The following is a 24,142-nucleotide window of genomic DNA, read 5'->3' as shown; positions in this document are numbered from 1 at the left end:
TCCTGGTGCGGTCAGCTGAGACCGACTCAGATGTCGAGGAAGCGGACGTCCTTGGCATTGCGCTGGATGAACTGGCGACGGGCCTCGACGTCCTCACCCATGAGCACCGAGAACAGGTCGTCGGCCTGGGCGGCGTCGTCGAGGGTGACCTGGCCGAGGACGCGGTGCTCCTGGTCCATGGTCGTGATGCGCAGCTCCTCGGCGTTCATCTCGCCGAGACCCTTGAAGCGCTGGATCGAGTCCTCACGAACGCGCTTGCCGCGCTGCCGGCCCATCTCGATCAGTGCGTCGCGCTCGCGGTCGGAGTAGGCGTACTCGACCTCGTCCCGGCCCCACTTGATCTTGTAGAGCGGGGGACGCGACAGGAACACGTGCCCGGCCTCGACCAGCGGCCGCATGAAGCGGAACAGGAAGGTCAGCAGCAGGGTGTTGATGTGCTGGCCGTCGACGTCGGCGTCCGCCATCAGGATGATCTTGTGGTAGCGCAGCTTCTCGATGTCGAAGTCCTCGTGGACTCCGGTGCCGAAGGCCGAGATCAGCGCCTGGATCTCCTGGTTCTGCAGGATCTTGTCGATCCGCGCCTTCTCGACGTTGAGGATCTTTCCTCGGATCGGGAGGATCGCCTGGTACTCGGGGTTACGGCCGGACTTGGCCGAGCCGCCGGCGGAGTCACCCTCGACGATGAAGATCTCGCACTTGGTGGGGTCGTTCGACTGGCAGTCGGAGAGCTTGCCCGGCAGGGACGCCGTCTCCAGCAGGCCCTTACGACGCGTCAGGTCACGGGCCTTGCGGGCCGCCACGCGCGCGGTGGCCGCCTGGATGCCCTTGCGGATGATGTCCGCCGCCTCGTTCGGGTTGCGGTCCAGCCAGTCCGCCAGGTGCTCGTAGACGACCTTCTGCACGAAGGTCTTCACCTCGGTGTTGCCCAGCTTGGTCTTCGTCTGGCCCTCGAACTGCGGCTCGCTCAGCTTCACCGAGATGATCGCGGTCAGACCCTCGCGGATGTCGTCACCCGTGAGGTTGTCGTCCTTCTCGCGCAGCAGCTTCTTGTCGCGCGCGTACTTGTTGATCAGCGAGGTCAGCGCGGCGCGGAAGCCCTCTTCGTGCGTACCGCCCTCGTGGGTGTGGATGATGTTGGCGAAGGAGTAGACACCCTCGGTGTAGCTGCTGTTCCACTGCATCGCGACCTCGAGGGACAGGAGCTTCTCCTTGTCCTCCGCCTCCAGGTCGATCACGGTGGCGTGCACCACGTCTCCCTTGCGGGAGTTGAGGTACTTCACGAAGTCGACGATGCCGCCCTCGTAGTGGTAGTCGACCGACCTGACCTCGGCCTTCTCGTCGGCGCCCGCCTCGTCCGCGCCCGACGTCGCCTTGGCCGACTCGCGCTCGTCAGTGAGTTTGATCCTCAAACCCTTGTTGAGGAACGCCATCTCCTGGAAACGCCGCGAGAGCGTCTCGAAGGAGTAGTCGGTGGTCTCGAAGATGTCGGGGTCGGCCCAGAAGGTGACCGAGGTGCCGTGCTCCTCGGTGGCCTCGTGCTTGGCCAGCGGGGCCGTCGGGACGCCGAGCTTGTAGTCCTGCGTCCAGCGGTAGCCGTCGGTCTTGACCTCGACAGCGACCTTCGTCGACAGGGCGTTCACCACGGACACGCCGACGCCGTGCAGACCACCGGAGACCGCGTAGCCGCCGCCGCCGAACTTGCCGCCGGCGTGCAGCACGGTCAGCACGACCTCGACGGCCGGCTTGCCCTCGGACGGCACGATGCCCACCGGGATGCCACGGCCGTTGTCCACGACCCGTACACCGCCGTCGGCGAGGATCGTCACGTCGATCGTGTCCGCGTGCCCGGCCAGCGCCTCGTCGACGGAGTTGTCGACGACCTCCTGCACGAGGTGGTGCAGGCCGCGCTCGCCGGTCGAACCGATGTACATACCGGGTCGCTTGCGGACCGCGTCCAGACCCTCGAGGACGGTGATGGCGCTGGCGTCGTACGAGGCGGTGACCTCGCCGTTCGACGAGGTCATCGCGCCGTTGGCGCCGGCGTCGGTGGACGGGATGTTCTCGTTGGGGTTGCCGGAATCGGCCACGAAGCGCCCTTTCTGGCACAGCACGAGCCAGGCTCGTCGGCGGGTTGCCGGAGCGGCTGCGGCATGTTGCGTTGGTAAGCCTTGATCAGCGTTGCTCAGCTTTTCCCGGCGGTCCCCACGTTTGGGGCGGGATTGGCCTCCAGTCTACCGGTAGCGCCGACAGTGATGGGGGTTTGCCGGTACCTGAGTCCGCATGTGCCGCCCTGAACCCGGCTCGGCCGACTCCCGATATACGGATGGGGGCTCCAAGAGGCTCACGGAGCCACTCAGCGCTTCCGGCCGTCAACCCTTGGCTACTTCGGAGTCAGGTCGCGATTCGCAACCGCGTGCGGTTGTACGAGGAGGAGGCCGCCGGCGGCACGCCGTGACCCCCTGCGGCTACTGATGTGATGTCCGTCACCTGTGGCCGACGGGGCTCCGGGGACCGCTGTGACGGCCGCAGGGCAAGCCCGATCCACCCGCTGCCGCACGGCCGCTCACCACCCCCACGCCGGGCCGATCAGCCGTAGGTCATCAGCCGCGGGTGATCACCCGTAGGTGTCGCCGGGACCCGTGCTGCCGGGCGCGCGCAGCGGGCCGTAACGGCGGGCAGGGCCACCAGGCCCGTTCACCTTGATCTGCCGCACCGCGCCATGGCCCAGGTCCTCGTTGAGCCGGGCGACCAGCGTCGGGGCCAGCAGCCGCAGGTTCGTCGCCCAGGCCGTCGAGTCACAGCGCACGACCAGGACCCGCTCGTCCTCGTCGTACTTCTCCGGCACACAGTGCTTGGCGACGTCATCGCCGACGATCTGCGGCCAGCGCCCCATCACACCGCCCACCGCGGCCGGCGTCTCCCACCCCCGCTCGGTGATCAAGCGGTTGATGGCAGAACCCAGCGCCATGGGGTCACGGCCGTCAGCCCGCGCGCCCGAGCGCAGACCCCCTCTGCGCGCCTGCTTCTTCTGCCGCGCCGCGTCCCCACGCGCGCGTGCCTGCTCCTTGGCCGCACGCAACGCCACGCGCGCGAGGTCGACGCCAGAAGGTTCGGGAGCCTTCTTGGGCACACTCCCGGACAGATTCTCCGACGGGCTCTCGGACGGTTTCTCGCTCATACGCGCTCCACCGTCCCCTCGGACACCGTGTACCGCGCCCCAGCCAACACATGCGGTACGTCGTCGTCGACCGCGGCCGTCACCAGGACCTGCTCACCGGGCGCCACCAACTCGGCCAGCCGCTCCCGACGGCGGGCGTCCAGCTCGGCGAAGACGTCGTCGAGAACCAGCACCGGCTCGTTGCCCTCCGCCCTCAGCAGGTCGTACGACGCCAGACGCAACGCCAGCGCATAGGACCAGGACTCACCGTGGGACGCGTATCCCTTGGCGGGCAACTGACCGAGTTTGAGAAGCAAATCGTCCCGATGAGGGCCCACGAGCGTCACGCCCCGCTCGATCTCCTGCTTACGGGCCTCGGCGAGCGCCGCCATCAGTTGCTCGAAAAGATCCTCACGGGTGTGCGCCTCACCGGGAGCCGACGGCTTGTACTCCAGCGCGACGGGACCCCCGCCGGGAGCCAACTGCTCGTACGCCTTGTCGGCCAGCGGCTGGATCGTCGCGATCAGATCGAGGCGCTGAGCGAGCAACTCGGCACCCGCACGCGCGAGATGCTGGTCCCAGACGTCCAGCGTGGACAGATCCATCGTGCGGCCACCGTGCCGACGCGCCAGCGCCGCCGTCTTCAGGAGGGTGTTGCGCTGCTTGAGAACCCGCTCGTAGTCGGAGCGGACACCCGCCATGCGCGGGGAGCGAGAGGTGATCAACTCGTCGAGGAAACGGCGCCGCTCACCCGGATCGCCCTTGACCAGAGCGAGATCCTCCGGCGCGAACAGGACCGTACGGACGATGCCGAGAACGTCACGCGGTCTGACCTGCGACGACCTGTTGATACGAGCCCGGTTCGCCTTGCCCGGATTCAGCTCCAGCTCGACCAGCTGCTGCCGCTCGCCCTGCCGCACCTGCGCCCGGATGATCGCCCGCTCTGCACCCATGCGCACCAGAGGGGCGTCGGAGGCGACGCGATGGCTGCCGAGGGTGGCGAGATAGCCGACGGCCTCGACGAGGTTCGTCTTGCCCTGACCGTTGGGGCCGACGAAAGCGGTGACGCCCGGGTCCAGTGGAACTTCGACCCGGGCGTACGAGCGGAAGTCGGCCAGCGACAGATGCGTGACGTGCATGGTCGTTCGCCGACCTCCCCCAACGTGTGCGTCAACTTTCCCCAGTTGTGGACAACCGGGTCACTCCCGAGGGTGCCAGGGTGCCATCCCCAGGGTGTGGATTACTTCTGCTCGTTGCCGACCGTCGCTACTTTCCCGACGGTCACTACGGTCACTTCGTCTCGACCGCGTGGCCGCCGAACTGGTTCCGCAGCGCCGCGATCATCTTCATCTGCGGAGAGTCCTCCTGGCGGGACGCGAACCGCGCGAACAGCGACGCGGTGATCGCCGGCAGCGGCACCGCGTTGTCTATGGCGGCTTCCACAGTCCAGCGTCCCTCACCCGAGTCCTGTGCAAAACCCTTCAGCCTGTCCAGGTGCTCGTCCTCGTCGAGGGCGTTCACCGCCAGGTCCAGCAGCCAGGAACGGATGACCGTGCCCTCCTGCCAGGAACGGAAGACCTCCCGGACGTCGGTCACGGAGTCGACCTTCTCCAACAGCTCCCAGCCCTCGGCATAGGCCTGCATCATCGCGTACTCGATACCGTTGTGGACCATCTTCGCGAAGTGCCCCGCACCGACCTTGCCCGCGTGCACCGCACCGAAGTCACCCTTCGGCTTGAGGGCGTCGAAGATCGGCTCCACCTTCGCGACGTTCTCCGCGTCGCCGCCGTACATCAGCGCATAGCCGTTCTCCAGGCCCCAGACGCCGCCGGAGACCCCGCAGTCGACGAAGCCGATGCCCTTGGCCGCCAGCTCCTCGGCGTGCTTCTCGTCGTCCGTCCAGCGCGAGTTGCCGCCGTCCACCACGACGTCACCGGGCTCCAGCAGCTCGGCCAGCTCGTCGATGGTCGCCTGGGTCGGCGCACCCGCCGGGACCATGACCCAGACGACGCGCGGGCCCGAAAGCTTGCCCACAAGCTCTTCCAGGCTGTGGACATCCGCGAGGTCAGGGTTGCGGTCGTATCCGACGACGGTGTGGCCCGCGCGGCGGATCCGCTCGCGCATGTTGCCGCCCATTTTGCCGAGGCCGACGAGACCGAGCTCCATCAGTTGTGTTCCTTAGGTCGCTGAGGCGTGTGAGGCACTTTCGTACCCACGTACGAGCCTAAACCCGGACGCTCACGCACAGCTGTGGGCATACGCGCTCATTCGTACGCCCTCACCTGCAGGTTTCCCCACAGGCCGGGCCCTCTTTCTCCACGGCCTGTGGACAACTCCGGCCGCTCAGCCGCTCAGGCGCACCGGCATGATCAGGTACTTGTAGGCCTCGTCCGCCTCGGCGTCCACCGCGGGCTTGCCGCTCAGCAGCGCCGGCTTCGTGGACGTCGTGAACGCCAGCTGGGCCACCGGGGAGCCGATTTCCTTCAGGCCGTCCAGCAGGAAGTTCGGGTTGAAGGCGATCGAGATGTCATCGCCCTCCAGCTGTGCGTCCACCCTTTCCACAGCCTGTGCGTCGTCGCTGGAGCCGGCCTCCAGGATCAGCACACCCTGCTCGAAGCTCAGCCGCACCGGGGTGTTGCGCTCGGCGACCAGGGCCACGCGCCGGACGGCTTCCTCGAACGGGGCGGTCTCGATCACGGCGACGCTGTTGAACTCCGTCGGGAACAGCGTGCGGTACTTCGGGAGGTCGCCCTCCAGCAGACGGGTCGTCGTACGACGACCGGCGCCCTCGAAGCCGATCAGGCCCTCGCCCGCACCCGAGCCGGACAGCGCCAGAATGACGCTGTCACCGCTGGTCAGCGCCTTGGCGGTGTCCAGGAGGGTCTTGGCGGGCACCAGGGCGACGGCGGACGCCTCCGGGTTCTCCGGCTTCCACAGGAACTCACGGACCGCGAAGCGGTAGCGGTCGGTGGACGCCAGCGTCACCGTGTCGCCCTCGATCTCGATCCGCACACCGGTGAGGACGGGCAGCGTGTCGTCACGGCCGGCCGCGATGGCCACCTGCTGCACGGCGGACGCGAAGACCTCGCCGGGGACCGTGCCGGTCGCGTTCGGCATCTGCGGGAGCGCCGGGTACTCCTCCACAGGCAGCGTGTGGAGTGTGAACCGCGAGGAACCGCAGACCACGGTCGCCCGTACACCGTCTGTGGAAATCTCCACCGGACGGTTTGGGAGAGCGCGGGAGATGTCCGCGAGAAGCCGCCCGGAGACGAGGACAGTGCCCTCCTCGTCGACCTCCGCCTCGACGCTCACACGCGCGGAGACCTCGTAGTCGAAGCTGGACAGGCTCAGCTGACCGTCCTCGGCCTTCAGCAGGAGGCCGGCGAGGACAGGCGCCGGCGGACGGGCCGGGAGGCTGCGCGCCGCCCAGGCCACTGCCTCCGCGAGTACGTCGCGTTCCACCCGGATCTTCACTGTTGCCGCCTCCTGCTGTTGCCGGCGCTTCTTCGGCCTGCCTGGCTTCGTCGTCTGTCTCGGTGTCGTCGGCCCCTGTGACGGGAAGGACACCGGGGAACAGTCTGACGCACCCCACTGACAGTAGGTGCCTCTCGGGGTCAAGTCGTGACGAGGGGCAGCCGGGAGCCGGACAGCGAGTTGTGCACAGGGCCCTCTTCGAAACGGATTCCCAGCTCTCTCTAGTTGGGAGTAGTAGTAGGGCCTGTGGATACCGTGGATAACCTTGTTTGCCCAGGTCAGAGCGGAGATTTTGTCCACGGGGGCTGTGGGCGAAGGCGGTGGACAACCGAGCGTTTCTGTGGAGAACGGAAAGTTCTGCACACCCCATGCACAGGCCGAGGCGACTTCTCCCCAACGCCGTCCCCAGCTTTACCCATCTTTCCCACAGCCCAACCCGGCAGCTTTGTGTGACGCCTTTCACTCGACCCGGTGATGAGGCGCGTCGCGTTGCCGAACAGTGGACAGGCATGTGGAGAAGCTGGGGATCGCTGGGGACAACTGGCCCCAGCCTGTGGGTTGCCCGTGGACAACTTTCTGCACAGCCTGTGGATCTCCGCTCTGTCCACAGTCTGTGGAGATCGTTCGTCCACGAATCCACACCCGGGTGACCTGGTCTGATGGTCTTTCAACCGCGGCTCCTGTGGACACAGTCTGGACAACTTCCCAGTCCCCAGGGTGTGGACGCAAAAAAGTCACCGAATCTGTGGAGAGTGGCCGTAACGCGGCACGTATTCGAACAGCCGACGTCCGCGACATGACGAAGGGCGCCCCCGGAATCTCCTCCGTGGGCGCCCTCGGCGTCGTAGGACTGGCGTGTCCGGCCGTCCTGGCGGCCGGCTCCGTCAGCCGTTCTTGATGCGGTTGGTCAGCTCGGTGACCTGGTTGTAGATGGAGCGTCGCTCGGCCATCAGGTTGCGGATCTTGCGGTCGGCGTGCATCACCGTGGTGTGGTCGCGGCCGCCGAACAGCGCGCCGATCTTCGGCAGCGACAGGTCCGTCAGCTCGCGGCAGAGGTACATGGCGATCTGGCGGGCGGTGACCAGCTGGCGGCCGCGGGAGCTGCCGCACAGGTCCTCGACCGTGAGGCCGAAGTAGTCGGCAGTGGCGCTCATGATGGCCGTCGAGGTGATCTCCGGCGTCGCGTCGTCGCCGCCGGGGATCAGATCCTTCAGGACGATCTCCGTCAGGCCCAGGTCGACCGGCTGCCGGTTGAGCGACGCGAACGCCGTCACCCGGATCAGCGCGCCCTCCAGCTCGCGGATGTTGCGCGAGATGCGGGAGGCGATGAACTCCAGGACCTCCGGCGGGGCGTTCAGCTGCTCCTGGACCGCCTTCTTGCGGAGGATCGCGATACGCGTCTCCAGCTCCGGCGGCTGGACGTCGGTGATCAGGCCCCACTCGAAACGGTTCCGCAGCCGGTCCTCCAGCGTGACCAGCTGCTTGGGCGGCCGGTCGCTGGAGAGCACGATCTGCTTGTTGGCGTTGTGGAGCGTGTTGAAGGTGTGGAAGAACTCCTCCTGCGTCGACTCCTTGTCCGCGAGGAACTGGATGTCGTCGACGAGCAGGATGTCCATTTCGCGGTAGCGCTTGCGGAAGCTGTCGCCCTTGCCGTCGCGGATGGAGTTGATGAACTCGTTGGTGAACTCCTCGGAGCTCACATAGCGCACGCGCGTGCCCGGGTAGAGGCTGCGCGCGTAGTGGCCGATCGCGTGCAGCAGGTGTGTCTTGCCGAGGCCGGACTCCCCGTAGATGAAGAGGGGGTTGTATGCCTTCGCCGGTGCTTCGGCGACGGCGACCGCGGCGGCGTGGGCGAAGCGGTTGGAGGCGCCGATGACGAACGTGTCGAAGAGGTACTTCGGGTTCAGCCGCGCGGTCGGTTCGCCGGGTCCGGGTGCCGGTGCGGGCTGCGCGGCCAGCGGGCCGGGTGCGCCGGTGGTCGGCAGGTTGGCGCCGACGGGGCCGCCGCGGTGCACATGGCCGTGACCGGAGGGCGGTTCGGGCCGCTCGCGGCGGCTGCCCTGGTCGTAGTCACCGCGCGGCTGGTCGTAGTCGGGCCGCTGCTGGTCGTAGTCAGAGCGGTGTCCGTCGTAGTCGGAGCGGCGTGTGTCGTAGGACGGCCGTTCCATCGGCTGCGGGCGGTAGTCCTGGGCGGGGGAGCCGTAGGAGTCCTGTGTGTAGGAGTCCTGCGACGGCGAGGCGTAGGGGTCCCGCTCCGGGAAGCCGAGGCGCTGTTGCTGCCAGCTGTACTCGTCCTGCGTCGGTCGCGGCCAGCTGCCGGGGGCGGGCTCGGAGCGCTGGTACTCGTTCGGGTAGGCCGGGCGCGCGGTGGGCAGCGGGTCGGCGGGGGCGCCGGGCAGCTGGTCGTCGGCGCGGTGGCGGCCGTAGCCCTCGTACGAGGGGAGCTCGGGCTCCTCGTAGCGGGACTGGGGCGATGGGTGTCCCCCCTGCTCGTACGGAGCTGCGTGCTTGGGGGCGGAGGGCACCGGGGGGGCCGGGGGTTCGCCGGCGGAGTCGTCGACGGTGATCGCGATGCGGATCGGGCGGCCGCACTCGCGGCTCAGGGTCTCGCTGACGATGGGGGCCAGACGGCCTTCCAGTACGCCCTTCGCGAATTCGTTCGGTACGGCGAGCAGGGCGGTGTCGGCGACCAGCGCGAGGGGCTGGCAGCGCCGGATCCAGTGCTCGTCCTTGACCTCGACACCCTGTCCGCGGCCCTCGCCGAGGAGCTGCTCCAGTACTCGTGGCCACACTGCGGCAAGATCGGCAGGTACGTCAGCCACAGGGCACGCTCTCTCACGGGTCCCACGAACGTGTGATTGTGGGACGGGTCGGGTTTCAAACGGGTGGAGCCTGAATCAGGGGGACAAGGGAACGAATCGGAGTTCAGTCACGGTAGTCAGGGCGGCGGGTGCGGTTCAAGTTGTTGTCCCCAGCCTGTGGATAGTGTCTCCCGGTGGCCTCTGGTTTGACCGGATGGCGTAGCCGCGCGTACCGTAACCAGGTCGAGTTGTCGATGGCTGCTGCCGCCTGCCTCCGATGGGCACAGATCGCGTAAAGGTGATCGGTAAGCGGTGCACTCGGGCGTAACGCGAGCTACTCGTGGGCGCACGGTGACAGCCAGGACGGCACCCGCAAACCCCGATTTATTTCTGGAGCCCCCGAGTGAGCAAGCGCACCTTCCAGCCGAACAACCGTCGTCGCGCGAAGACCCACGGCTTCCGCCTGCGGATGCGTACCCGTGCCGGTCGCGCGATTCTCGCGAACCGTCGTGCCAAGGGTCGCGCCAGCCTGTCCGCCTGATTCCGGTCAGGTCATGCCGTCGTGCTGCCCACCGAGAACCGGCTGAGGCGGCGCGAGGACTTCGCGACCGCGGTTCGACGAGGACGCCGGGCAGGACGCCAGCACCTCGTCGTCCACCTTCGTAGCGGTGCCACGGACCCGCACGCGCCTGGGGAGAGCGCTCCCCCGACGCGTGCGGGTTTCGTCGTGAGCAAGGCTGTGGGAGGCGCGGTCGTGCGGAACAAGGTGAAGCGCAGGCTTCGCCATCTGATGCGCGACCGAGTCGACCGGCTGCCCCCCGGTAGCCTGGTAGTCGTACGAGCGCTGCCCGGTGCGGGTGACGCCGACCATGCACAGCTGGCCCGAGACCTGGATGCCGCTCTGCAGCGGCTGCTGGGAGGGGGCGCGCGATGAAGTACCCACTACTGGCTCTGATCAAGCTGTACCAGTGGACGATCAGTCCGCTGCTCGGGCCGGTGTGCAAGTACTACCCGTCGTGTTCCCACTACGGCTATACGGCCATCGACCGGCACGGTGCGATCAAGGGCACGGCGCTCACCGCCTGGCGCATCCTGCGGTGCAACCCGTGGTCGCTGGGTGGTGTGGACCATGTCCCGCCGCGCAAGCGTCCGCGGTGGCACGAGTTGCTGCGCAATGCGTGGCGTGCACGGAAGGGCGGGCCCTCCGCCGCCGAAACGGCCACCGAGGAGAATGTTCCTTCGAGCCCGGCCGCAGAGACCTCGTCCCATGCGCAAGGAGCATGATTAGTGGACACGATTGCCAGCCTCTTCAGCTTCATCACGACACCCGTTTCCTGGGTCATCGTCCAGTTCCACAAGGTGTACGGCGCCATCTTCGGCCCTGACACCGGGTGGGCCTGGGGCCTGTCCATCGTGTCCCTGGTGATTCTGATCCGTATCTGCCTGATCCCGCTCTTTGTGAAGCAGATCAAGGCGACCCGGGCCATGCAGACGCTCCAGCCCGAGATGAAGAAGATCCAGGAGCGCTACAAGAACGACAAGCAGCGTCAGTCCGAAGAGATGATGAAGCTGTACAAGGAGACGGGTACCAACCCGCTCTCCTCGTGCCTTCCCATCCTGGCGCAGTCTCCGTTCTTCTTCGCTCTGTACCACGTGCTCAACAGCATCGCGAACAACGACACCATCGGTGTGATCAACGAGAGCTTGCTGAAGAGCGCGCAGCAGGCGCACATCTTCGGGGCTCCGCTGGCCGCGAAGTTCACCGACAGCGCTGCTGACGTCGCCGAGCTCAATGCCTCGCTGACCACCGTCCGCATCGTCACCGCGGTCATGATCGTCCTGATGTCGGCGTCGCAGTTCTACACGCAGCGCCAGCTGATGACGAAGAACGTCGACACCACGGTGAAGACGCCGTTCATGCAGCAGCAGAAGATGCTGATGTACATCTTCCCGGTCATGTTCGCCGTCTTCGGCATCAACTTCCCGGTCGGTGTCCTCGTCTACTGGCTGACCACGAACGTGTGGACCATGGGTCAGCAGATGTACGTCATCCACAACAACCCGACCCCGGGTTCCAAGGCTCAGGCCGCGTACCTGGAGCGCCTGCACAAGCACGTCACGAACCACGGCAAGACGCGTGGTCGCGGTGAGAAGGCCATCGTCAAGGCGATCGTGGCCAAGGGCCGCGACCGTAACGAGTTCGAGCGCAAGTTCATCAACGGCCTGAACAAGGCGGGTCTCGCGGCGCAGGCCGACGGCAGCGTGATCAAGAGCGAGGGTGCTGTCGCCACCCTGGCCGAGGACGGTACGCCGACCACTGCGGCTGCTCCCAAGCGTCAGCAGCCGAAGCGCCAGAGCAAGTCCCAGCGTCAGTCCGGCGGTGCGAAGCACGCCGATGAGCCGACGTCGCTCAAGAAGTCCGACGACGAGCCCGAGGACGCCAAGCCCGACGCTGCCAAGAAGGCCGCTCAGAAGCCTGGTGGCAGCACCCGCAGCAAGGCCCAGTCCGGGCAGCGCAAGGGCGGCCCGCAGCGCCCCAAGTCCCCGTCCAAGAAGTAAGAAGGAGCCCATCCCGTGACGGAAGGCACCACCTCCGCCGCTTCCGAGGGTGCAGACACCCTGACCCGCCTGGAGCAGGAGGGTGAGATCGCGGCGGACTACCTCGAGGGTCTGCTCGACATCGCCGATCTCGACGGCGACATCGACATGGACGTCGAGGCCGACCGCGCCGCTGTCTCGATCATCAGCGACGCGGGCGGCCGAGACCTGCAGAAGCTGGTCGGTCGTGACGGCGAGGTGCTGGAGGCACTGCAGGAGCTCACGCGCCTGGCTGTGCACCGGGAGACCGGGGACCGCAGCCGCCTGATGCTGGACATCGCGGGCTACCGGGCCAAGAAGCGTGCCGAGCTCTCCGAGCTGGGCGCCAAGGCCGCTGCCGATGTGAAGAACACCGGCGAGCCTGTGAAGCTGAAGCCGATGACGCCGTTCGAGCGCAAGGTCGTGCACGATGCGGTCAAGGCGGCGGGCCTGCGAAGCGAGTCCGAGGGCGAGGAACCGCAGCGGTTCGTCGTCGTGCTGCCCGCTTGATCGGCCCTTAGGTTCTCCCGGCCCCGTCTGCCCGCAGGCGGGGCCGAACTTTGTCAGCCTGATAGTTCTGGTGGTTCTGGTGTCGGCGCCGGGTGCGCCGGCGCCGTACGGAAGGACGGTCCCCCGTGACGGAGGCAGCGGAGCTTCCCCCTGTGCCCGAGAAGGCACGTGAGGTGTTCGGCGATCGCTTCGCTGATGCGGTCCGCTATGCCGAACTGCTCGCCGAGGCGGGTGTGCAGCGTGGCCTGATCGGCCCGCGTGAGGTGCCCCGCCTGTGGGAGCGGCATCTGCTGAACTGTGCGGTGCTCTCCGAGGTTGTCCCCGAGGGTGTGACGGTGTGCGACGTCGGCTCGGGTGCCGGCCTGCCCGGCATTCCCCTGGCGCTTGTCCGGGAGGACCTGAAGATCACGCTGCTGGAGCCCCTGCTGCGGCGTACGAACTTTCTGACGGAAGTCGTGGAGCTGCTGGGGCTGGACCATGTGACGGTCGTCCGTGGGCGCGCTGAGGAGGTCATGGGGAAGCTGCCGCCGGTGCATGTCGTGACCGCGCGTGCGGTGGCTCCGCTGGATCGGCTGGCCACGTGGGGGATCCCGTTGCTGCGCCCGTACGGCGAGATGCTGGCACTGAAGGGCGACACCGCGGAGGAGGAGCTGAAGAGTGCTGCGACGGCTCTGAGCAAGCTGGGCGCGGTCGAGACGTCGATCCTGCATGTCGGGGAGGGCGTCGTGGATCCCATGTCCACGGTCGTGCGCGTCGAGGTCGGGGAGAGTCCGGGCGGTGTGCGCTTCGCTGCGAAGCGAGCGAAGGCCGCCAGGACGGGGCGTGCTCGTCGGCGCCGCTGATCCGTCCTGACGACGAGACGTACTCCACACAAGCTGGCAAACCTATGCATGCCGGAGTGTCGCGACAGTTCGGCTCCATCTGCTGTGCATCGTGTTTCACGTGAAACGTCGCTCACTGCTGCATGGCATCATCAGCCGTGGCCGCGCTGCGGCCGAACCTCGCGACCGAAAGCCCCTCGGTTCTCTCGGAGACGGTCCATCCGGTGACGCTCCGTCCTCCTGGAGGGGCACGGAGTTTTCCACAGAGGTGGATTTCTCCACAGAACAACAGGCCTCACTGGTTCACGACCCCGAAGACATGGGAGGCTCTGTTCATTGCGAGCCTGAAGTCGAGGAGAGTGAATCCTTGCGGTCCGACGCCAACATCGCGGGACCGATGACCGATCCGGTCCCCGGTCCCCGTACCGAGTCGATGGGGGAGGATGTTTCACGTGAAACACCGCCCCCGATGGACGACACTCCCATCGGTCGTGCTGCCCAACTGGCAGTGGAGGCTCTAGGCCGTGCCGGCGAGGGCCTGCCACGGCCCGAGCAGACCCGCGTCATGGTGGTTGCCAACCAGAAGGGTGGCGTGGGCAAGACGACGACGACCGTCAACCTTGCCGCGTCGCTGGCCCTGCATGGCGGCCGTGTGCTGGTCATCGACCTCGACCCGCAGGGCAACGCGTCCACTGCTCTGGGGATCGACCATCACGCCGAAGTTCCCTCCATCTATGACGTGTTGGTCGAGAGTAAGCCGCTCGCGGAAGTCGTCCAGCCGGTCCCCGATGTCGAGGGTCTCTTCTGTGCCCCGGCCACGATCGATCTCGCCGGTGCGGAGATCGAGTTGGTGTCCTTGGTGGCACGTGAGAGCCGACTGCAGAGGGCGATCCAGGCCTACGAGCAGCCGCTGGACTACATCTTGATCGACTGCCCGCCCTCGCTCGGCCTGCTGACGGTCAACGCGCTGGTGGCGGGGCAGGAGGTCCTGATCCCGATCCAGTGCGAGTACTACGCGCTGGAGGGCCTGGGCCAGTTGCTGCGCAACGTCGACCTCGTGCGGGGGCACCTCAACCCTGCCCTGCATGTATCGACGATCCTGCTCACCATGTACGACGGCCGGACGCGGCTTGCGTCACAGGTCGCGGACGAGGTGCGCAGCCACTTCGGCGACGAGGTGCTGCGGACGAGCATTCCGCGCTCGGTCCGTATCTCCGAGGCGCCGAGCTATGGACAGACGGTGCTGACCTACGATCCGGGGTCGAGCGGTGCCCTGTCTTATCTTGAGGCGGCACGAGAAATCGCGCTGAAGGGTGTCGGTGTCAGTTACGACCCGACGCATGCCCACATCGGCGCCCAGAGCAACCCGAGCATGGTGGAGGGGATCCAGTGAGCGAGCGACGGAGGGGGTTGGGCCGTGGTCTCGGCGCACTGATCCCTGCAGCACCGACGGAGAAGACGGTGGCTCCGGCCCCCGTGGGGGGCGCTACCCCCACGTCCCCGGCCGCTGTCCCGGTGCTGTCCGAGCGTGGGGTGGCCGCAGCCAAGGTGGCCACGCTGCCGCATGTTTCACATGAAACCGAGGAGCCCTTGCTGGGCGGCGCCGTGGAGGCGCCCGCGGCTCCCATGGGCGCGCACTTCGCGGAGATCCCCCTCGATGCGATCACGCCGAACCCGCGGCAGCCCCGTGAGGTCTTCGACGAGGACGCGCTGCAGGAGCTCGTCACTTCCATCCAGGAAGTCGGTCTCCTCCAGCCGATCGTCGTACGGCAGATCGGCACCGCACGCTACGAGCTCATCATGGGCGAGCGGCGCTGGCGGGCCTGCCGTGAGGCCGGCCTCGATGCGATCCCCGCGATCGTGCGGGCTACGGACGACGAGAAGCTCCTCCTGGACGCGCTCCTGGAGAACCTGCACCGCGCTCAGCTGAACCCGATCGAAGAGGCCGCTGCTTACGATCAGCTGCTGAAGGACTTCAACTGCACGCACGACCAGTTGGCGGACCGCATCGGCCGTTCCCGGCCGCAGGTCTCCAACACCCTGCGACTGCTGAAGCTTTCGCCGAAGGTCCAGAACCGGGTGGCCGCGGGAGTTCTCTCCGCCGGGCATGCGCGCGCGCTCCTCTCTGTCGAGGATCCGGAGGAGCAGGAGCGGCTGGCTTACCGGGTGGTGGCCGAGGGCTTGTCGGTGCGGTCCGTCGAGGAGATCGTGACGCTGATGGGCTCGCGCCCGCAGAAGACTCAGCGTGCCAGGGGGCCGCGGGCCGGTTCGGTGCCCTCTCCGGCGCTGTCCGACCTCGCGACCCGGCTCTCCGATCGCTTCGAGACACGGGTGAAGGTCGAGCTGGGCCAGAAGAAGGGCAAGATCACCGTCGAGTTCGCCTCTCCGGATGACCTCGAGCGAATCCTCAGCACGCTCGCTCCGGGCGAGAAGCTGGCTCTTCAGAAGAGTCTTCTGGACGATGACGCGGAGGACTCCGAGGGCTGACGCCCGGTGGGTCGGGTTCGCCTCCTGACCTGTCTGCGCGGGCCGTGTTCCGGTGTGTACCGGAACACGGCCCGCTCTTTGCTTTCTGGCTGGTGTCGATGGAAACCCATCGTGGATACGATGCGTTTGGGTATGGCGCATCCACCTGGCAGACCTCTTAGGGGAGGCGGGGTCCATGCGAACGGTGAGCCGCACCGGACTGGTGAGCGCGGGTCTTGGGTTGGGCGCGGTCGGCGGGTTCGTCGGCAGCCTGCTCAGGGAACGTAGCGCCCTGACAGCCGCTCGCGACGCCGCGGGCGAAGGAAGCGAGGAACAGCCTTCATGGGGCGTCGGCTCGTACCGCTCACGCTGGACAACCTTCAGGACCTTCCCAAGCGTTGCCGCGCGTGTGTCTTCTGGGAGTTGGACACGGTCAGCGGTGAAGCCGCGGTAAAGGCGGGGACGCCCGCCCTCGAGAAGGAAGCGTGGATCTCCGCCGTACTGCTGGACTGGGGATCCTGCGGGCGAGTCGTCTACGTCGACGACGTGCCGGTCGGCTTCGTGCTGTACGCGCCTCCGGCTTATGTCCCCCGTGCGACGGCGTTTCCCACGAGCCCTGTCTCACCGGACGCGGTGCAGCTGATGACCGCGTTCATCATGCCGGGCTACCAAGGCCAGGGACTGGGCCGGGTGATGGTCCAGACGGTTGCCAAGGATCTGCTGCGGCGGGGCTTCAAGGCGATCGAGGCCTTCGGCGACGTGCGCTGGAAGGAGCCGGCGTGTGTGCTGCCGGCAGACCATCTCCTGGCCGTGGGCTTCAAGACGGTGCGCCCGCATCCCACCGTTCCGCGTCTGCGTCTGGAACTGCGGACGACGCTGTCCTGGAAGGAAGACGTGGAGATGGCGATCGATCGGCTGCTGGGGGCCGTGCAGAAGGAGCCGGCCTTGCGGCCTCTCTGAGGCCGACGCAGTTCTCTGGTGTCTGTCCCAAGCAAATGGGCCAACCCGCTTGGGTTGGCCCATTCGTGTTTCACGTGAAACGTCACTCGGCGATGAAGTCCTCAAGGTCGCGGAGGATCGCGGCCTTCGGCTTGGCGCCGACGATGGTCTTGGCGACTTCGCCGTTGTGGTAGACGTTCAGCGTCGGGATGGACATGACGCCGTACTTGGCGGCCGTACCCGGGTTCTCGTCGATGTTGAGCTTGACGATCTCGATCTTGTCGCCGTGCTCGGCGGCGATCGCCTCGAGGGACGGCGCGATCTGGCGGCACGGTCCGCACCAGGCGGCCCAGAAGTCCACCAGGACGGGCTTGTCGCTCTTGAGGACGTCCTGCTCGAAGGAGTCGTCGGTCACATTCTTCAGGGTGCCGGCCACGGCGGGCTCCTTAACTGTTTGGTGCGTGGGGCGGGTGGGGGTCAGACAGAGGTCTTCTCGGGCTCGGCGTTCTCCTCGTCCGCGAGGGCGGCGAGGAAACGCTCAGCGTCGAGGGCGGCGGAGCAGCCGGTGCCGGCCGCGGTGATCGCCTGGCGGTAGGTGTGGTCCACCACGTCGCCGGCGCCGAAGACGCCGGTCAGGTTGGTGCGCGTGGAGGGGGCGTCGACCTTGAGGTAGCCCTCCTCGTCCAGCTCCAGCTGGCCCTTGAACAGCTCGGTGCGCGGGTCGTGGCCGATCGCGATGAACAGGCCGGTGACCGCCAGGTCCGAGAGCTCGCCGGTCTTGACGTTGCGCAGCTTCAGCGCGGAGAGTTTCTGGTCGCCCTGGACTTCGGCGACCTCACTGTCCCAGACGAACTTGATCTTCGGGTCGGCGAAGGCGCGGTCCTGCATCGCCTTGGAGGCGCGGAGGGTGTCGCGGCGGTGGACGATCGTCACGGACTTGGCGAAGCGGGAGAGGAAGGTGGCCTCTTCCATAGCGGTGTCGCCTCCGCCGATCACGGCGATGTCCTGGTCCTTGAAGAAGAATCCGTCGCAGGTGGCACACCACGAGACCCCGCGGCCGGAGAGGGCGTCCTCGTTCGGCAGGCCGAGCTTGCGGTGCTGCGAGCCGGTGGCGACGATGACGGCCTTCGCACGGTGGACCGTGCCCGCGGTGTCGGTGACGGTCTTGATCTCACCGGTGAGGTCGACGTTGACGATGTCGTCCGGGACGAGCTCGGCTCCGAAGCGCTCGGACTGGGCGCGCATGTTGTCCATGAGCTCGGGGCCCATGATCCCGTCCTGGAAGCCCGGGAAGTTCTCCACCTCGGTGGTGTTCATGAGCGCGCCACCGGCGGTGACGGCGCCCTCGAACACCAGCGGCTTCAGCGACGCGCGCGCGGTGTAGAGCGCCGCCGTGTAGCCGGCGGGCCCGGAGCCGATGATGATCACGTTACGGACGTCGCTCACGGCTTGATTCCTCGTCTCTGGAATACCTCGTCGGACCGGTGGGAGCCCCTTTCAGAACTCTCACCCCACCCAACGGATCCTAAGGGGCGCGCATTCCCACTGTGTCCGGGCACACGGTGACGCCACACTGCGGGGGTTGCCGCTTCGGACAGAGACGAGCTGCCGGCCTCTCAGTGGCGAGCGTAGGAGTCCGTCAGGAGGACCTCGGCCGTCGTGGACGACGGATGCTTCACGCAGGTCGCGTCCACGACGTAGACGGTGACTCGGCTGATGTCAGAGGCGTCGGGCAGCACGACGAGGAGAGCATCCTTGCCCTTGTAGACGCCTTCCTCGGCGGCAAGGGCCGGGTCGTTGCGGCCGATGCCCTTGCGGATGCAGTCGGGCACCGTGATCTCGCGGAAGACCTTGGGGCTCGGGGTGTCTGGCTCGCCCACCGCGCCCAGGCTGCGGTCCGGCTTTTTGGAGCTACCGGCGGAGCTCTCGCTCTTGGCGAGGAGATCGGAGACCTGATTCTCCAGCTTCGCCGCCGAGAAGGTGTCGGCGCCGCTCTGGCCCCCCTCGGCCGACGGACCGGACCCTGCGCCGCCCATCAATGAGGTCAGCAGCACTGAACCGAGTCCCAGGGCGGCGGCCGTGAACGCGGCGCTCAGTACGGCGACCCTCCGCCGTCCGGCCTTCTTGCGGTTCTTGCGGCCGGGGCCGGTGGTCGAGGAGCGGGCGTGTCCCGCCGGACGTCCTGGTGCTGCCGATGTTTCACGTGAAACATGCGCATGGTCGTCCCCACCGGAAGCCGAGGGGGCAGGGCCGACGAGCTTCGGCTGGTCGATGTCGTCGGGCGCCGTGGCGTTCAGCAGAGCCTCTGCGGCGAGGGCGGCGTCGATGCGTTCGGCTACATCGTTGGGCATGCGTGCCGGGCCGGGCAGCGTGCCGAGCAGCCCTCGGATCTCCTCAAGCGATGCGTGGACGTCCGCGCACAGCTCGCACTCCTCCAGATGCCGTCGTAGGTCGGCGGTCCTGGACGGGGGGAGAAGGCCCTCGGTGAGGTCGGAGATCTCGGCGACGTCCGGGTGCCCGGCCGTGTCCGTCGTGGATGTCACGCTCGCCCACCTCCGCCCTTCACTGCAGCTGAATCACTCGGCCCGGTATCGCGCGGATCCCTTGCTTGTGTCCCCGTGGCAGGTGGACCCGCTGCCGGTGGGACGGATGTCCCCTGCGTCCGGTTCCGCCTCTCGCCGGAGTCCTTGCCGTCTTTGGCGTTTTCCGGCCGCAGGTGGGTGAGGAGAGGCAGGAGTCTGGCTCTGCCGCGCGCACAGCGGCTCTTGACGGTGCCGGTCGGCACGTCGAGGATGCGGGCCGCTTCGGCGACGGGGTAGCCCTGCATGTCCACCAGGACGAGCGCCGCCTTCTGGTCGGGCGGCAGCGTGCCGAGCGCCTCCAGGAGCTGGCGATGCAGATCATTGCGCTCAGCGGGCGCCGAAGCGGACTCGTGCGGCTCCAGCAGCTGCTCGAGGCGCTCGGTGTCGTCGACGGGGGAGGTCTTCCGGGAGGCCGCCTTGCGGGCGCGGTCCAGACAGGCGTTCACGGTGATCCGGTGCAGCCACGTCGTGACGGCCGACTGGCCCCGGAAGGTGTGGGCGGCCCGGTAGGCGGAGACGAGGGCGTCCTGGACGGCGTCAGCGGCTTCCTCGCGGTCCCCGAGCGTTCGCAGGGCCACCGCCCAGAGCCGGTCGCGGTGACGCCGTACGAGCTCACCGAAGGCATCGGGGTCGCCGTCGACGTGGCGGGCGAGCAGGTCCTGATCGCTCACTCCGTCGTATCCGGCACCCTCGGCCATCGAACCCCCTCCCCTCAGCCTTAGCTGCTCACCTTGATGTCCGCCACGCGACCGCGGTACTCGTTGTTCTCGGTCAGCGGCAACTTGGTCAGCCAGACCAGAAGGTAGCGGGACTTGACCGACTCGTTGGGCTTGAGCGTCACGGTCGTACCGGAGCCTTCGGCGACCTTCGAGAAGGCGTTGAAGGACGTGGGTTCCGAACCTGTGTCACTGGAGGCGGCGAGGAGCTCGACGGACGTATCTCCCTGGAAGGTGATGGTCGCCTTCCCGACCTGCTGGACCTTGCCGAGGTCGAGGATGACACCTACTCCGGACTTCAGCCGACCGAAGTCGGCACTCAAGTAGTAGTCCGTCTGCCAGTACGTGCTCGCAGAGCCGTCGTAGATCTTGCTTATGTCGGTGGGCTTCTCCGAGCCGTCGCCGAACGGGTCGAAGTCCCGGGCGCCGCTGATGGCGATGGGCCCGCTGGCAGGCTTCGTCGGGCCCTTGTCGTCGTCGTCCGTCGTCTGTGACTGGTTGGGGTCCTCGGACTTGTTGCCCTGGTCCATCAGCGCATCCGCCAACTGCCAGCTGCCGAGGCCCAGGGCGGCGATCAGGAGGGCCGACACGGCCCACTTCAGGGCCTTGCCGGTGCGGCTCTGCAGCGGGGGCGGCGGGGTCGGCACCGGCTGGGTGGCACCAGGGTGCTGCGTCTGGCGGCCGTACGTGCCCTGCTGGTAGGTCGTGCGCTGATAGTCCGGAGGGGCCGTGAACGAAGGCTCCGGCGGACGGATGCGGGGCATCTCGCCGATCGCCTTCACCAGTTCCTCCGGCGTCGTGCACGCGGACTCGTGCCGGGAGGCGGTCGCGCCGTTGTTGGCCAGTGCGCGCATGGTGAGTTCCGACAGGCCGCGGTGAACGCCGGCGCGTACCTGGTCGGGGGCGATCAGACCGACGTCCTTGGGCAGCCCGGACAGGCCGTAGGCGTCGCTCTCGTAGGGCCAGCGCTGGGTGAGCGCGGCGTACAGCAGTGCGCCGATGGCTTCCGTGTCGGTGCGCTGCGGGGTTTCGGAGTTGATGCCGCGCAGGGCGGCGTTCACCGCGAGGCCGCGGATGCGCCACTGACCGGACGAGGTGCGCAGCACGGCGTTCGGGTTGAGACGCAGATGGGCCAGACCCTCGCGGTGGGCGGCGGCCATGGCGGCGGACACCTGGGTGACCATCTGGTAGGCCTCGTACACCTCCAGAGGGCCGGACGCGAGGAGCGTGCTCAGCTCGGTGGCGTCGGGGAGCCACTCATGGACGACGTAGACCAGGTCGTTCTCCTCGACGGCGTCGAGGACTTGGACGAAGCGGGGGTCGCCGAGCAGCGCCGAGGAGCGGGCCGCGGCCAGAACGGAACGGGCCCGTGTGTGGTCCGCCGGCAGGATGTGCACGCCGACGGCGCGACGGAGTTTCTCGTCGACCGCGCGCCAGCTGCTGAAACCGTCCAGACGGGTGACGCACTCCTCGAGGCGGTAGCGTCTGGCGAGTTTGTGACCGCTGTGCAGTTCGGGTGGTGAGGCCTTTCCGGGACTCTCGGTCCCGCCACTCCCCTGTGCCTCGTCGGTGTCCGTGTCCCGCTCCCGATTCTTGGCCACCCCGTCGGCCGTGGACTGGTCCGCCTGTGCGGTCAGCGGCTCGTCGCCGCTGTTGTCTGCCACGTCGACGGCAGCCGTGCTCCGTTCCGCCACCGTCGTTCCTGCCTCCCCATCCATTGCGCGCCGTACGACTTCGTGCGCGCCGTCCGACGCCGAAACCAATTGTGCCCACAGTCCGCCGCTATGCACGACACACGGTGGCGGACGATGGTTGTGCGCGTACCCCAGCTTCAGCGACCCAGCCGCCCGCGGACCATGCCGACCAGTGAGTTCAGTTCCTCGATGCGCATCTTGCGGGCGGCGACGAAGAAGACCCCGAACAGCACGACCGCACCGCCCAGCAGAGCGGCGAAGGAGCCGAGGACGCCCTGACCGAGGGTCCGGCCGATGCCGTAGCAGGCCGCACCGCTCAGCAGTGCCGCGGGCACCGACGCGATGCAGAGTCTGGCGTACGTCCGCATCACCCGGGCGCCGTCCAGGTCGCCGCCGAGCTTCTTGCGCAGTCGGTTCCAGGCGACGCCGACGCCGATCGCGTAGGCCAGGCCGTACGCGGCGGCCATGCCGACCACGGCCCAGCGGGCCGGGAGCACGAAGTAGCAGACGGCCGAGACGGCGGCGTTGCCGGCCGCCACGATGACCGTGTTGTAGAAGGGGGTCCGGGTGTCCTCGTAGGCGTAGAAGGCGCGGAGCACGACGTACTGCACCGAGTAGGGGATCAGGCCGAGGCCGAAGGCCATCAGCATGAAGCCCATGTTCGTGGCCTCGCTCGTGCCGGAGGAGCCGAACATCAGCGTGCACATCGGGATGCCCAGCGACAGGAAGCCGAAGGCGAGCGGCACGATCGCGACCGCTGTGGTGCGCAGGCCCTGGGAGATGTCGTCGCGTACGGCGCCCGCGTCGTCCTCGGCGGCCGAACGCGAGATACGTGGCAGCAGGGCGGCCATCAGAGAGACGGTGATGATGGCCTGCGGGAGGCCCCAGATGAGCTGGGCGTTGGCGTAGGCGGCGTAGCCGGTGCCGTCGACGCCGGAGTCGATTCCGGCGGAGGTGGACAGCTGGGTGACCACGAGGGCACCCGCCTGGTTGGCCAGGACGAACAGGATCGTCCACTTGGCCAGCATGGCCGCCTTGCCGAGGCCGTGGCCCTTCCAGTCGAAGCGCAGGCGCAGCCGGAAGCCGGTCTCGCGCAGGTAAGGGATCATCGCCAGGGCCTGGACGACCAGGCCGAGGAGAACGCCGACGCCGAGGAGCCGCTGGCCCTCCGGCGGAATGTTCGTGACCTTCATGCCGGAGTGCTCGGCCGTGCCGTACACCCACAGGAACGCGCCGAGCGTCACGATGATGACGATGTTGTTCAGGACCGGCGTCCACATCATCGCGCCGAAGCGGCCACGGGCGTTGAGGATCTGCCCCATCACCACGTGGACGCCCATGAAGAAGATCGAGGGCAGGAAGTAGCGGGTGAAGGTGACGGCGACGTCGTTGGCCGCGGGGTCGCCGGCCACGGGGTTGGACAGTGCGCGGACCAGATACGGCGCGCCGACCATCGCGAGGGCGGTGAGTGCGGCGAGCGCCACCATCACCAGGGTCAGCAGTCGGTTCGCGTACGCCTCGCCGCCGTCTTCGTCGTCCTTCATGGCGCGTACGAGCTGCGGCACGAAGACGGAGTTGAGGCCGCCGCCGACGGTCAGGATGTAGATCATCGTCGGCAGCGTGTAGGCGACCTGGAAGGAGTCGCCGAGCAGGCCGAGGCCCAGTGCCGAGACGATCATCATGGAGCGGACGAAGCCGGTGAGCCGGGAGACCAGCGTGCCCGCGGCCATCACCGCGCTCGACTTCAGCAGACCGCCGACCCGTCCGCTCTTCTTGGCGGCCGGGGCTGGAGCGGGTTCCGGAGCGGGCGCGGGGGGATCGGCGGGCGGCGGCGTAGTGGACGCCTGGTACGGGCCCGGGGCGGGCGCCGGCGAAGGGCCCGGAACCGCCGGGGGCTGCTGGTACTGCGGATGACCGCCCTGCTGCTGGTCCCGGAAGAGGTGAGCGAAGGCGTCGTGCTCCTGGTGGCCCTCGGTGGAGTGCGTGACGAGGTCGTCGACGCCCACGTACTGGGTCGTACGGGGGTCGTCGCCGTAGGGCATGTACTGGTTCGGGCCGTCCGGCTCAGGAGCCGGGGTCTGGGCCCACACCTGCGGGTCGGGGGCGTACGGCGACTGGGGCGGCTGGGCGTACAGCTGCTGCGGCTGCTGGTAGGTGCCCGGCGGGGGCGGCGGGTGCGCGGCACGGTCGTAGAGCGCCTCGGCGACCGGGTCCTGGGCGGAGAGGTCCTGCGCCCGGTAGGGGTCCTGGTCGTAGGCGTCCTGGAGGTACATGTCCGCGGGGTGCTGCGGCGGTACCTGGCCCTGCTCGGGCGGCGGGCCCTCGGGGTGCCCCGAGCTGCCCGCGGCCTGGCCGCGGTCACCGTCGTACGGCGCGTTCATGGTTACCCCACCTCATAGTCCCGG

Annotated in this window: 21 protein-coding genes; 9 read left to right on the top strand and 12 right to left on the bottom strand. The window is 67.8% G+C overall.

Annotated elements, in window-relative coordinates:
* Window positions 1-26: 26 nt before the first annotated feature.
* The 6 genes from gyrB to dnaA form a co-directional block, all read right to left on the bottom strand.
* The gene (gyrB, locus tag EJ357_RS23310; protein ID WP_175647488.1) at window positions 27-2,087 is read right to left on the bottom strand and encodes a DNA topoisomerase (ATP-hydrolyzing) subunit B; all 2,061 of its coding nucleotides are present in this window, start codon (window positions 2,085-2,087) and stop codon (window positions 27-29) included.
* Between the two features lie 527 nt (window positions 2,088-2,614).
* Entirely contained in the window at window positions 2,615-3,178 is a 564-nt protein-coding gene (locus EJ357_RS23305) for a DUF721 domain-containing protein (RefSeq protein WP_126393506.1), read from the bottom strand.
* Entirely contained in the window at window positions 3,175-4,296 is a 1,122-nt protein-coding gene (gene recF, locus EJ357_RS23300) for a DNA replication/repair protein RecF (RefSeq protein ID WP_126393505.1), read from the bottom strand. Before recF ends, EJ357_RS23305 begins: the two co-directional genes overlap by 4 nt.
* A 151-nt stretch (window positions 4,297-4,447) precedes the next feature.
* On the bottom strand, window positions 4,448-5,323 hold the full coding sequence (gnd, locus tag EJ357_RS23295; protein ID WP_126393504.1) for a phosphogluconate dehydrogenase (NAD(+)-dependent, decarboxylating): 876 nt from the start codon (window positions 5,321-5,323) through the stop codon (window positions 4,448-4,450).
* Between the two features lie 177 nt (window positions 5,324-5,500).
* Window positions 5,501-6,631, bottom strand: coding sequence for a DNA polymerase III subunit beta (gene dnaN / locus EJ357_RS23290; protein ID WP_126393503.1), 1,131 nt, complete (start codon window positions 6,629-6,631; stop codon window positions 5,501-5,503).
* Window positions 6,632-7,515: 884 nt separating this feature from the next.
* Window positions 7,516-9,453: a chromosomal replication initiator protein DnaA gene (gene dnaA / locus EJ357_RS23280; protein ID WP_126393501.1), complete on the bottom strand. Its 1,938-nt coding sequence runs from the start codon at window positions 9,451-9,453 to the stop codon at window positions 7,516-7,518.
* A 382-nt stretch (window positions 9,454-9,835) separates the two neighbouring features.
* Here dnaA and rpmH point away from each other — a divergent pair, with 382 nt between their 5' ends.
* From rpmH to EJ357_RS23235, 9 genes are all read left to right on the top strand, one after another.
* On the top strand, window positions 9,836-9,973 hold the full coding sequence (gene rpmH / locus EJ357_RS23275) for a 50S ribosomal protein L34 (RefSeq protein WP_015659252.1): 138 nt from the start codon (window positions 9,836-9,838) through the stop codon (window positions 9,971-9,973).
* 21 nt (window positions 9,974-9,994) lie between these two features.
* Window positions 9,995-10,366, top strand: a complete 372-nt coding sequence (gene rnpA / locus EJ357_RS23270) for a ribonuclease P protein component (protein WP_007492554.1) — start codon at window positions 9,995-9,997, stop codon at window positions 10,364-10,366.
* Complete coding sequence (gene yidD, locus EJ357_RS23265) at window positions 10,363-10,716, top strand: membrane protein insertion efficiency factor YidD (RefSeq protein ID WP_126393500.1); 354 nt, start codon at window positions 10,363-10,365, stop codon at window positions 10,714-10,716. The genes rnpA and yidD overlap by 4 nt, the downstream gene beginning before the upstream one ends.
* 3 nt (window positions 10,717-10,719) lie before the next feature.
* Complete coding sequence (gene yidC / locus EJ357_RS23260) at window positions 10,720-11,991, top strand: membrane protein insertase YidC (protein ID WP_126393499.1); 1,272 nt, start codon at window positions 10,720-10,722, stop codon at window positions 11,989-11,991.
* 15 nt (window positions 11,992-12,006) lie between these two features.
* Window positions 12,007-12,519 carry a Jag family protein gene (locus EJ357_RS23255; RefSeq protein WP_126393498.1) on the top strand — a complete coding sequence of 171 codons (513 nt, stop codon included), beginning with the start codon at window positions 12,007-12,009 and terminating at the stop codon, window positions 12,517-12,519.
* Between the two features lie 125 nt (window positions 12,520-12,644).
* Window positions 12,645-13,361 carry a 16S rRNA (guanine(527)-N(7))-methyltransferase RsmG gene (rsmG, locus tag EJ357_RS23250; RefSeq protein ID WP_126393497.1) on the top strand — a complete coding sequence of 239 codons (717 nt, stop codon included), beginning with the start codon at window positions 12,645-12,647 and terminating at the stop codon, window positions 13,359-13,361.
* A gap of 298 nt (window positions 13,362-13,659) precedes the next feature.
* On the top strand, window positions 13,660-14,733 hold the full coding sequence (locus EJ357_RS23245; RefSeq protein ID WP_079051223.1) for a ParA family protein: 1,074 nt from the start codon (window positions 13,660-13,662) through the stop codon (window positions 14,731-14,733).
* Entirely contained in the window at window positions 14,730-15,827 is a 1,098-nt protein-coding gene (locus EJ357_RS23240; protein WP_126393496.1) for a ParB/RepB/Spo0J family partition protein, read from the top strand. The genes EJ357_RS23245 and EJ357_RS23240 overlap by 4 nt, the downstream gene beginning before the upstream one ends.
* Window positions 15,828-16,148: 321 nt before the next feature.
* Window positions 16,149-16,766 (top strand): GNAT family N-acetyltransferase, encoded by a 618-nt coding sequence (locus EJ357_RS23235; protein WP_126393495.1) that lies wholly within the window; start codon window positions 16,149-16,151, stop codon window positions 16,764-16,766.
* A gap of 82 nt (window positions 16,767-16,848) precedes the next feature.
* Here EJ357_RS23235 and trxA read toward each other — a convergent pair whose 3' ends face one another.
* From trxA to murJ, 6 genes are all read right to left on the bottom strand, one after another.
* Window positions 16,849-17,181, bottom strand: a complete 333-nt coding sequence (gene trxA / locus EJ357_RS23230; RefSeq protein WP_031484651.1) for a thioredoxin — start codon at window positions 17,179-17,181, stop codon at window positions 16,849-16,851.
* Between the two features lie 41 nt (window positions 17,182-17,222).
* The gene (gene trxB / locus EJ357_RS23225; RefSeq protein ID WP_126393494.1) at window positions 17,223-18,191 is read right to left on the bottom strand and encodes a thioredoxin-disulfide reductase; all 969 of its coding nucleotides are present in this window, start codon (window positions 18,189-18,191) and stop codon (window positions 17,223-17,225) included.
* Between the two features lie 170 nt (window positions 18,192-18,361).
* Window positions 18,362-19,288 (bottom strand): anti-sigma factor family protein, encoded by a 927-nt coding sequence (locus EJ357_RS23220; RefSeq protein WP_126393493.1) that lies wholly within the window; start codon window positions 19,286-19,288, stop codon window positions 18,362-18,364.
* Complete coding sequence (sigM, locus tag EJ357_RS23215) at window positions 19,285-20,025, bottom strand: RNA polymerase sigma factor SigM (RefSeq protein WP_126393492.1); 741 nt, start codon at window positions 20,023-20,025, stop codon at window positions 19,285-19,287. Before sigM ends, EJ357_RS23220 begins: the two co-directional genes overlap by 4 nt.
* A gap of 20 nt (window positions 20,026-20,045) precedes the next feature.
* Window positions 20,046-21,737, bottom strand: a complete 1,692-nt coding sequence (locus EJ357_RS23210) for a protein kinase family protein (RefSeq protein ID WP_126393491.1) — start codon at window positions 21,735-21,737, stop codon at window positions 20,046-20,048.
* A 137-nt stretch (window positions 21,738-21,874) separates the two neighbouring features.
* A complete protein-coding gene (murJ, locus tag EJ357_RS23205) occupies window positions 21,875-24,118 on the bottom strand; it encodes a murein biosynthesis integral membrane protein MurJ (protein ID WP_126393490.1) in 2,244 nt (747 codons plus the stop codon).
* Window positions 24,119-24,142 lie beyond the last annotated feature (24 nt).

It is taken from the genome of Streptomyces cyaneochromogenes, from assembly GCF_003963535.1.
Classification (GTDB): domain Bacteria; phylum Actinomycetota; class Actinomycetes; order Streptomycetales; family Streptomycetaceae; genus Streptomyces; species Streptomyces shaanxiensis.
This window is presented reverse-complemented; position numbering and strand designations above follow the sequence as displayed.

Bases quoted from the DNA above. Each gene is read 5' to 3' on its own strand.
- EJ357_RS23305 (WP_126393506.1), bottom strand. From the start codon at position 3,178: ATGAGCGAGAAACCGTCCGAGAGCCCGTCGGAGAATCTGTCCGGGAGT.
- recF (WP_126393505.1), bottom strand. From the start codon at position 4,296: ATGCACGTCACGCATCTGTCGCTGGCCGACTTCCGCTCGTACGCCCGG.
- gnd (WP_126393504.1), bottom strand. From the start codon at position 5,323: ATGGAGCTCGGTCTCGTCGGCCTCGGCAAAATGGGCGGCAACATGCGC.
- yidD (WP_126393500.1), top strand. From the start codon at position 10,363: ATGAAGTACCCACTACTGGCTCTGATCAAGCTGTACCAGTGGACGATC.
- EJ357_RS23245 (WP_079051223.1), top strand. From the start codon at position 13,660: ATGGGAGGCTCTGTTCATTGCGAGCCTGAAGTCGAGGAGAGTGAATCC.
- EJ357_RS23235 (WP_126393495.1), top strand. From the start codon at position 16,149: ATGGGGCGTCGGCTCGTACCGCTCACGCTGGACAACCTTCAGGACCTT.
- sigM (WP_126393492.1), bottom strand. From the start codon at position 20,025: ATGGCCGAGGGTGCCGGATACGACGGAGTGAGCGATCAGGACCTGCTC.
- murJ (WP_126393490.1), bottom strand. From the start codon at position 24,118: ATGAACGCGCCGTACGACGGTGACCGCGGCCAGGCCGCGGGCAGCTCG.